At 58.4% G+C, this 9,207-nt stretch carries 5 protein-coding genes; 4 read left to right on the top strand and 1 reads right to left on the bottom strand.

The features are described 5' to 3' along the window. From J6497_RS39770 to J6497_RS39760, 3 genes are all read left to right on the top strand, one after another. Positions 1–283: transposase (locus J6497_RS39770; RefSeq protein ID WP_225704436.1), on the top strand; the 283-nt coding region annotated here is incomplete at its 5' end. A gap of 934 nt (positions 284–1,217) precedes the next feature. Next, positions 1,218–2,618, top strand: a complete 1,401-nt coding sequence (locus J6497_RS39765) for an MATE family efflux transporter (RefSeq protein WP_312010457.1) — start codon at positions 1,218–1,220, stop codon at positions 2,616–2,618. A gap of 113 nt (positions 2,619–2,731) precedes the next feature. Beyond that, positions 2,732–2,974 carry an HU family DNA-binding protein gene (locus J6497_RS39760; protein WP_312010456.1) on the top strand — a complete coding sequence of 81 codons (243 nt, stop codon included), beginning with the start codon at positions 2,732–2,734 and terminating at the stop codon, positions 2,972–2,974. 737 nt (positions 2,975–3,711) lie between these two features. Here J6497_RS39760 and J6497_RS39755 read toward each other — a convergent pair. Beyond that, a complete protein-coding gene (locus tag J6497_RS39755) occupies positions 3,712–4,371 on the bottom strand; it encodes a hypothetical protein (RefSeq protein WP_225709606.1) in 660 nt (219 codons plus the stop codon). A 1,904-nt stretch (positions 4,372–6,275) separates the two neighbouring features. Between J6497_RS39755 and J6497_RS39750 the strand changes: the two genes are divergently transcribed. Beyond that, the coding region (locus tag J6497_RS39750) for an amino acid adenylation domain-containing protein (protein WP_225709605.1) at positions 6,276–9,207 on the top strand (2,932 nt) is incomplete at its 3' end.

Here is a 9,207-nt window from a genome sequence, read left to right as displayed (position 1 = left end):
TCTCGGCCTAACACCAAGACGTCATCAATCCGGTGAGATCGATCGCACTGGCCGCATCTCCAAACGCGGCGACCACCAGGTTCGAACTTATTTGTTCGAGGCCGCGAACGTCCTGCTGACCGTTGTCAGACGAGGTTCTGCGCTCAAGCGCTGGGGCAGCAAGCTGGCCAAACGCATCGGCGCCAAAAAGGCGAAGGTTGCCGTCGCGCGCAAAATGGCTGTCATCCTCCATGCCATCTGGACCGATGGCACCGAGTTCCAGGCAGAGATGCGCACCGCATGAACCAGTCTTAAACAACTCCAGATCCGCCCTCGGCGGAACATGCGTCCCTGCCGGGACGAAGGTGTTGGCAATCTCGAAGTCGTCCCTGCGGGCGGTTACGCGCACCGCGCTCTTCACATCGAGATGCCGCGCCTCCTGAACGCCACCATGCGGCGCTCCAGCATAGAGACGACCGCGGAAAGAACCATGAACCCGGCTGTGGATCATTTTTGTCTATCGGGGTTGACACCGTGCCAGCGATTAAAGAACGGACGACCGGTCATGACCGGAACTACGGGGCAGGCTTGCCGGCGACTTCTACATACACGACGGCGACGATTCAGGTTTCGTTTGCGAGCGGCTGCGTTCTTCAACAGCTTGGCAGGTCCGACCGCGGTCGGAACAAACGACATACTCTTAGCCGTCCGCGTTACCCGTCTACAATGCAGGTCGTCCCATCGCAGCTTCTGGGAGCGTGAGCTTAGACAATAGGAACGCGACGAGCTCTCGAAGCGCCTTGAATCGCACGCAACGTCATATTGTACGATCTCGAAGTCGACGGCAACCGTCTCTGGCCCGACAAAGCGCTTTCCAACAAGCAACAGAGGTTGCAAATGTCTCAACTCTTGGCTCGTGCAACACGAGCCCCGTCACCGGCGGTTTGGCGCTGTCCACGTTTTCATCCGCGATCGCGCATACAGGACTGGATTCGAAGCCAGCGCGGGCTCAAAGCCTGCGCGGTTGAGAGGCGCGTGCCGTTGACCGCCTGGCCACTCGTCCATTGGGGCGCAGGAGTTCGCCTGTGCATCGCTCTCACTTTCCAAAACTGGATGTCGGCGCATCCGTGCGCCATTGCGAACCAGAGCGGGGAATTGGATCCTTTCAGTGAAGGAAGAGTTCGGTTTGCTTCATCAGAAGCAACCGGGCAGCAGATAAAATAACGGAAACAAAACCGGTGTCATCTTCGCGATATGGACTGCTGAGACTGGCAGCTGACCATCGTTTCGCTGGTGAGCTCAACGAAACCGCGAAACTCGCGTTGCCAATGGTGATGACGCAACTTGGGGAGATCGTGATGATGACGACCGATCTTGCATTCATCGGGCGCATCGGTCCCGAGGCGGTTGCGGCGGCAGCACTAGCGGGCACGGTCTTATCCGTCGGCCTCACCTTCGGCGCTGGCCTGGTGTCTGCAGTGGCACCGCTTGCGGCGCAGGCTTTTGGTGCCGCCAATCCGACCCTGGTGCAGCGCTCGCTACGGATGGGCCTCTGGGCCGCGCTTCTTCTGTGGGTGCCAATGATGGCATTTTCGCTGCGCGGCGAACAAATTCTGCTTGCGCTCGGCTACGCTCCGGCAACAGTTCGGCTTGCTCAGCAATATCTGTTCGGGCTCGGCTGGGGTATGTTACCGGCACTGTGGTTCTCGGCCATCCGCAGTTTTATGTCCGCTGTCGGTCGGGCCGAGCCAGTCTTATGGATCACGCTCGCGGCCATCCCAATCAATGCGATGCTGGTCTATCTCTTGATCTGTGGCAAGCTCGGCCTGCCGCGGCTGGAACTGTTCGGAGCGGGTCTTGCCACCACGCTGGTAAACTGCGGGACATTTTTAGCCGGCTTGTGGTTCGCCACAATGCGTCGCCCTTTCCGAGAGTACCACGTGCTTGCAAATCTTTGGCGCTTCGATTGGGCATTGATGCGGCAGCTGATCGTGGTCGGCACGCCGATCTCGATCGCCATTCTGATGGAGTCGGGACTTTTTTCTGCCGCGGCGCTCCTGATAGGAGTGATCAGCACCACGGCGGTAGCCGCCCATCAGATCGCGTTCCAGGTCACCACGATCCTGTTCATGATCCCTGTCGGTATCGGTATCGCGGCGAGCGTGCGGGTTGGGCACGCTGTAGGCCGCAACGACATCTCTGGCGTAAAATGGGCAGGTCTGGTGGCGATGTTGCTCGGTGTCGCGATCACTGCAATTCTGACGCTTGCCGTGATCGCGACGCGTTTTGAGATAGCCGAGTTGTTTGTGGACGAATCGGCCAGCAATGCCGGTGCTACGACTGGACTCGCTGCGAAGCTCCTTTTGGTCGGCGCGAGCTTCTTTATCACTGATGCCGTGCAGAGCATTGCGGCGGGTAGCTTGCACGGATTGAGGGACACGCAAGTGCCGCTTCTGTTGGCCGGCATCGCCTATTGGCTGATCGGCTTTTCCCTCAGCTACGTGCTCGGTTTCAAAATCGGCCTGGGCGCCATTGGTATCTGGCTTGGCTTATCAATCGGGACGGCCGTCTACGCGGCCCTCCTCGTCATGCGTTTGCAGCTGCTGGCGAGTAGACTCGCTTTGAGAGCCGATACATGACCACAAAATCACCTGCATTGTAGCCGCCGCTCGGCAAGCCTGATCGCCTGCACGCTGGTCAGTGCGCACTCCAGGGATGATGATCAGGTGTTCCAGGCGATGATCTAGCGTCGATGATTAAAGGCCGGACTCGTTCAGCGCATCATCGTTCGAAAACCGCGCCTTTATCGGCGCGATGTCGAAAACCTTGTGAGCGCAATCCTCGCCGAAATCGCTGTCGCGCTCGTACGCGGAGATCGGGTATTGAGTTGCGTGGCTTAGGAGTATTCTCCATTAAGCAGCGGCAGGCTCGCACGGCCAGAAATCCGCGAACGAGCCAGCGCGTGCAACGCGACAAGAGGCGCCTTCCAGTGTGAGGAGGACGACCGTCAGAATTGATGATACCGGACGTCGTCAGAAGCGCGCCCACGGCTCGCATCCTCGCAAACGCGCTGTTTCACAACGAAAGCCGATGGTCAAGATCGGAAAGCCAAGAACCGAAAACGCCCAGACAGATAACGGCACCGCGAACGCCGCGCCGGACCGGAACTGATGCAGCGTATTTCAGATGCGTCGTGGTCTCTGATGTCGCAGTCCATCGGTCGCGATCAACAGCTCCATTCCCAAAGCAATACCCACACTTGGACCAATATCGAGGCCGCGCTCACCGAATAGCCACAATGCGTCTTCTCTTTCGCACGGCTCGCCGGCGACGCACTTATGTCGAAGCTGGCCGGCTGCATTCAGGTGCCGCCGCTCGGCCGCCTGCCGCTAGGATCACTCCTTCAGTCTCGGGCAACTGGCCGACCTATTCTAGCAGCTCGTTTTACAGCTGCATGCTTTCCAACGCAGTATTCTTGAACTTATTCCGGAGAGGGCGGTGTCGGCATTCTTTGCAAGCATGAGCCTGCTTTATCGATCACTGCGACCGCACTCCCCACGCCTCGAGTGGAACAAATCTATCCGGTATGCCCGCAATCGGGAAATCAAGGGAGGTCGCGAACTCTGCTGCGAGCTAGCCATTGCTAGCTCCTAATATGACATCGCAGAGCGACCTACCTTTGGCTCGATCGACCCTCGTTGATCAGAGGCGAGGTGGTCGACTCCTGTCGACTCATAATGGGTGTCGCACCCACACATTCGGTTCCACGTAAACTCCATAGTTCTGCTCGACCGACACAAGCACTGGTACCAATGCGCCCTCGACCTCTGCTGTGCCTGAACGTTCAAACGCAGCTCCCGTCCACTGTGACCACTCCGCGATCGTCCCCACGATGGTCATGGAATAGGGGGCGATCTTCATTATTCTGCCACCGATACTAACGTGGGTTCGTAACCATGCGTCGATTGGCAAGCCATCGGCGCGCCGCAATTCGACGTACTCGCGCATCGGCATCCGGGAGCCAAGTTGCTTTTGGCTGGGCCGGACAGGGGCAAACATTTCAGCAAAGTCCATTTTCTTCGCGCATGCCTTCAACGCATCGAGCATCGCCACCGCGTTACCCGTGCCTCTCGTTTTGGGGACAAGAGTGATTTCCAGCGCGCACATCGTGGTTGGCGAGCGCCCAACAAGCCGGTCTTCATGAGCCCAACGGATAACCTGATCCCAACCGCCGTCTGGCAATTCGGTGCGGCCCTCGACGTTGAAGGCGAATGGAACACCGAACGCGCGTCCGACGACCGCGCCATCGACAAGTGCTCCAAAAGCATAGTCCAGGTAATCAAAAAACACTGATCGCCCGAAATACAGCTTTGCGGTTGCGTCGTGCTGCATGAACTCGGGCCACACGCCATCCAACTCCTTGGAAAAGACCAAGGGGATCAAGTCCGGTCGTTCCCGCAATGAAAATATCTCTAGGTTCATTCTTCACAACCATTTCAGCGAACACAGACACCTCGTCTTAAACGCTCCGGCATCAGATTTCTAGCGGCTGGAATGATTCGCCGCGCGGTAAAATGGTTCTGCTACGGCCACCAGAGAGATCATTAAGTACTTGCGGCCGGCAACAGTGATGCAGTCTAGCTGTTTAATTGGGACGAGCTGATCGACCATGTCCGTGCGCGACGGAGGTCTCGCGGCCCGGTGCGGAATACGTTCAGCGTTTTGGATCTACGTGCGCTCGATCCTATAGCGGTTTGGAGCAATGATATAGTCGACGTTCTTGCCGAAAGGATCGGTGATGTCACGCGCCAAGGCTGTACCGATAGTAGCCCCTAGCGCGGTGCGATTGCGAGGCGCCTAATGCACCGTACTGCATAACGTGCTATCTGGGTCGAAAAGGCTGGCCTCGTGAGACACCTTATCGAGTTCGGCTGAGACGAAGGATAATCGTTGCCAATTGGCAAGTGAGCGGACAGCCTCGGTTGAGTGAAGAGCTTGATGTATTGCTGTATCGCGCCAGCCTGTCCCGCTGTTCCTAAACCAATCGTAGCTGGTCCTCACTAAACCCTTGTCGTCGCATGTGAGCGCAGCGGCCGGTCAAACGTGCGGAGCCTCTTAATCAGGAATGCCATTCGGGCCAATACACCTCCAAAGTCCACCAAGCCACGCTCCGCTAGGTGGCGCTGTTTGCGAGCGGGGTCCCGTCCATCCTAGGCGTGGCACCTTCGTTCGAGGCTCTGATCGGGGCTAGCGCCATTCGTTGCTAATCGGCTTTCTCTCCCGATCACTGAGCACGCCAGTGTCGGAAATGCGAGGACATGCAGTTGGCCGCCGGCGGAATGAAATAAGGTTCAACTAAACCATCAAAATAGCTTGAAGCGCACGCTACGTCAGGTCGTAGGCTTTGAAAAAACGATGACCAAAGCTTCACTGCGGGGAGACGGATGACACGTCGACAAATCGGATACGAGCGCCGCAAGAGGCTGAAGTCTGGGTCTACAGGTCTGGGGGCGATGAACGTCAGAGCTTCGCTTCATGACCTGTTCCGAAAGCATCTGTGAAGATCTGAAGAGGATGCCCGATGGTCCAGGTGAGTATGACAGATCCAGGGACTGGGTTCGACCGCGTCCGCTGTTGTGATCGTGCGACTCTTCGGTCGAGCGTCGTCCGTGCGCGGGGCGGATTTGTGTTTGGGAGGCCCGTGCAGCTGCGGGCTGCCCAAGCCAATGTGCAACTGCAAAGGAGCCGAGCATCTGTGATGTCTTACGGTTTCCTTCCGATCTCGTCGGCGCGTTGGGGACTATCAGTTCTCTGCCCAGAGCACTTCAGCGGTTGCGCTGGCATGGCATCCCTGCCTGGTGATCGCCAATCCGGCCATGTGCGTAGAAGTCGAGGCGGTCGATTTCGAATTTGTGACATGACGCCGCGCCCCGATCCGTGAGGCGTTCGAATCGAGCGGACACCCTGCAAATGCGAAATCGGATGTGTAGGGCGTCTGTGAGCCTTGCTCTGCAAACGCAGCCGATATTCCAGGCGAGATTGGCAACGTAAACAGCAGATTCTGTTCTCAGTTTCAACTTCCTGCGTCGGCGCGGCATCTAACGGAAACGTAGCCGCGTCTACGCAACGGATTGGCAGATGGGGTGAACATGGCGCATTGGTCTCCTCCGGCGCAGGCAAGCGCTTGCGAGCCAGGCGATTGGGGCAGGCAACGACCTGCGGCCTCACCTGTGGCTTCTTGCATCTTTATTGGTGGTGGCACGCTAGCTATCAGGTGCGCTCAGTTGGCAATGGAGATGGGCTACGGCATCGGCGCGGCGCTGTGCGCAGATGCCATATTCGGGGATTGGGCGGCTCGCGCCAATATCTTGTGCGTCGCGAGCGTTGATGAGCTTTCCACTTTGCTTAAGGTCGAACCGGTGGGATGCATATTTTCCGTTGGCAGTCCATTCATACTGCCTCTGGATGTATTTGGGCGAGCACGTGATGGCGCTTTCAACTACCATGATGGCCCGTTGCCGCGATATGCAGGAGCTCATGCGACTTCTTGGGCACTGCTGGCTCAAGAGACTGAACACGCCATCACGTGGCATCGTATCGATGACGGTATTGATACCGGTGACCTGGTGGTTCAACGCCAAGTGCCGATTGTGCCTGAAGATACGGCGTTAGCGCTGAACCTCAAATGCTATGAAGCCGCAGTTGAAGGTTTCCGTGAGCTTTTAACGGGCTTAAGGAACGCAAAGGTCACTGCCCGTCCGCAGGCGCTGAAGGACAGAAGCTATTTTCCAAGGCGACGACGCCCAGATGCTGCGGGCTGTCTGCGATGGGATCGATCCGCGCATCAATTATCGGCGATGACACGTGGCTTGGACTTCGGACCGTATCATTCCAATCCGCTGTGTCTATCCAAGATTCTGGTAGGCGATGATGTTGTCACGGTCCGGCGCTTGGAGGTGTCGGCTGGACGCTCGGGCCTTCCGCCAGGTTCTTTGGTTGAAGTCCACCCCAGCCACTGGCGTGTGGCGACAGATACAGAGGATGTTGATGTTTGGTTTGACAGCGCGGATGCTCAGGCTCTCGACGCGCGGGCACTTGCGAGGCACTCTGATCTGAAGGTGGATGATCGTCTGCCCATCTTGAGCGATGAGCAAGCCCGCAGCATAACCGCTGCGCATGAAACATTGGCTCCTCGGGAGAGTTTTTGGCGACGGCGGCTTGAGCAATTTAAAGCATTGCAGCTTCCCTTTTTGTTGTCTTCGGAAGGCGTGGCTCCCCCCAGATGGCAGTCGAGTTCGCCGGTCATTCCAAGTGCGTTGGTCGAACTGTCGCCAGTTGATCGCACCGAACATCTCCTGAGTGCTTGGCTGATCTATCTCGCCCGCATCACCGGCGAATCAGAGCTTCAATTGGGCTGGACTCCCGCGCCGAATGGATTGCGAGCCGGAGTGAAGGCGATGGAGGTGCTTGTCGCTTCTGTCGTGCCGATGGAAGTTGCCATCGATCTTAGGCATGGTTTTGCAGAGATACGCAGGGTGGTTGCGGCGGAATGGGCTCAGCTAACGGAGCACGATAGCTTCGCGCGGGACCTTATCGCGCGCTGCCCGAGCTTGCGGCGGATCGAGCCGCTAGGGTCGCGCCGACCCTGGCCGATTGGCGTTACGGTTACGGCAAATAGCCCTTCTGCGGCCGGCGATCTGGTCTTCAGTCTGAGTTCTGAGACAGCCTTTTCCGGTGGTTTGCTGACGTTTGAGATCTCCGCTCTGGATGGGAGCTTCCGATGGCACTTTGATGCAAGTCGCTTGGCTCCCGAGCAGATCAACCGCATCACGCAGCATTTGCAAAATTTGTTGAACGCTGTGACGGCCGATGCGCAGCAGCCGGTCGCGCGGATTGAGCTGCTGTCGTCCGCTGAGCGGGCCTATCTCCTGGAGGAGCTGAACCGGACGGCGGCGGCGTATCCGTCGGAGGTGTGCATCCACGCGTTGTTCGAGGCGCAGGTGCGCCAGGCGCCGGACGCGGTGGCGGTGGTCGATGCGGACGAACGCCTCAGCTATGGCGAGCTCAATGCGCGGGCCAACCGCCTGGCGCATCACCTGATCGGGCGCGGGGTGACGCCGGATCAGCCGGTGGCGATCTGCGTTGAGCACAGCGTGGCGATGGTGGTGGGGGTGCTGGCGATCCTCAAGGCGGGCGGGGCGTATCTGCCGCTGGACCCGGCCTATCCGTCGGCGCGGCTGCGACAGGTGCTCGACGATGCGGCGCCGCTGCTGCTGCTGGCCGATGCTGCGGGGCGATCCACCTTGGGCGCCGATACGCTCGTCGACGTGACGGTGGTCGATCTGGGGACGGCGACGCCGGCCTGGGCTGAACTGCCCGCCTGCGACCCCGATCCGCGCGCGCTCGGCCTGAGCTCGCGCCATCTCGCCTATGTGATCTACACCTCGGGATCATCAGGCACGCCCAAGGGCGTCATGGTCGAGCACGGAAATTTGGCGAACTATTTGCAATGGTCGGATCGCAGCTATTACGAACGAGCACTGAGCGGCTCGCCCCTACTGCATCCGCTAAGCTTTGACGGCATTGTTACAACTTTATTCGGACCTCTATTGGCAGGTGCAAGGCTTCATCTTCTGGAGCCGATTGCGCAATTAGATTCGCTTGCTGCTATAGAGGATGGCCAAACCTATGATCTGATTAAACTGACGCCTTCGCACCTAAGTGTGCTGAATAGGCACCTGGAAGGTTATGGAGGACCGGCTCCAACAAGAGCACTCATGATTGGGGGCGAAGCCTTAGTCCCAGCAGATATACAGTTTTGGCAAAAGCGTTTTCCGAACGTGCGTCTGATCAATCATTTTGGTCCGACAGAGGCAACGGTTGGATGTGCCACATTCGAAATATCTCAAGCTGTCGAGAAGCTGAACTCGATCCCGATTGGCCGCCCGATCGCGAACACTAAAGTTTATCTGCTTGACGGTCATGGCGCGCCGGTTCCGTTTGGGGCGGTCGGCGAGCTCTACATCGGCGGGGCGGGGGTGGCGCGTGGGTATCTGAACCAGCCGGAGCTGACGGCGGAGCGGTTCATCGCCAGCCCGTTTGTGGACGGCGACCGGCTGTACAAGACCGGGGATCTTGCGCGGTACTTGCCGGACGGCAATCTGGCGTTTTTGGGCCGCAATGACGAGCAGGTGAAGATCCGCGGCTTCCGGATCGAGCCGGGTGAGA

The organism is Bradyrhizobium cenepequi, assembly GCF_020329485.1.
Taxonomy (GTDB): Bacteria; Pseudomonadota; Alphaproteobacteria; order Rhizobiales; family Xanthobacteraceae; genus Bradyrhizobium; species Bradyrhizobium cenepequi.
This window is presented reverse-complemented; position numbering and strand designations above follow the sequence as displayed.

What these genes read in the sequence shown, in the direction of transcription:
- J6497_RS39760 (WP_312010456.1), top strand. Translation starts at nt 2,732, where the DNA reads ATGATTAAAGGCCGGACTCGTTCAGCGCATCATCGTTCGAAAACCGCG.
- J6497_RS39755 (WP_225709606.1), bottom strand. Translation starts at nt 4,371, where the DNA reads ATGCAGCACGACGCAACCGCAAAGCTGTATTTCGGGCGATCAGTGTTT.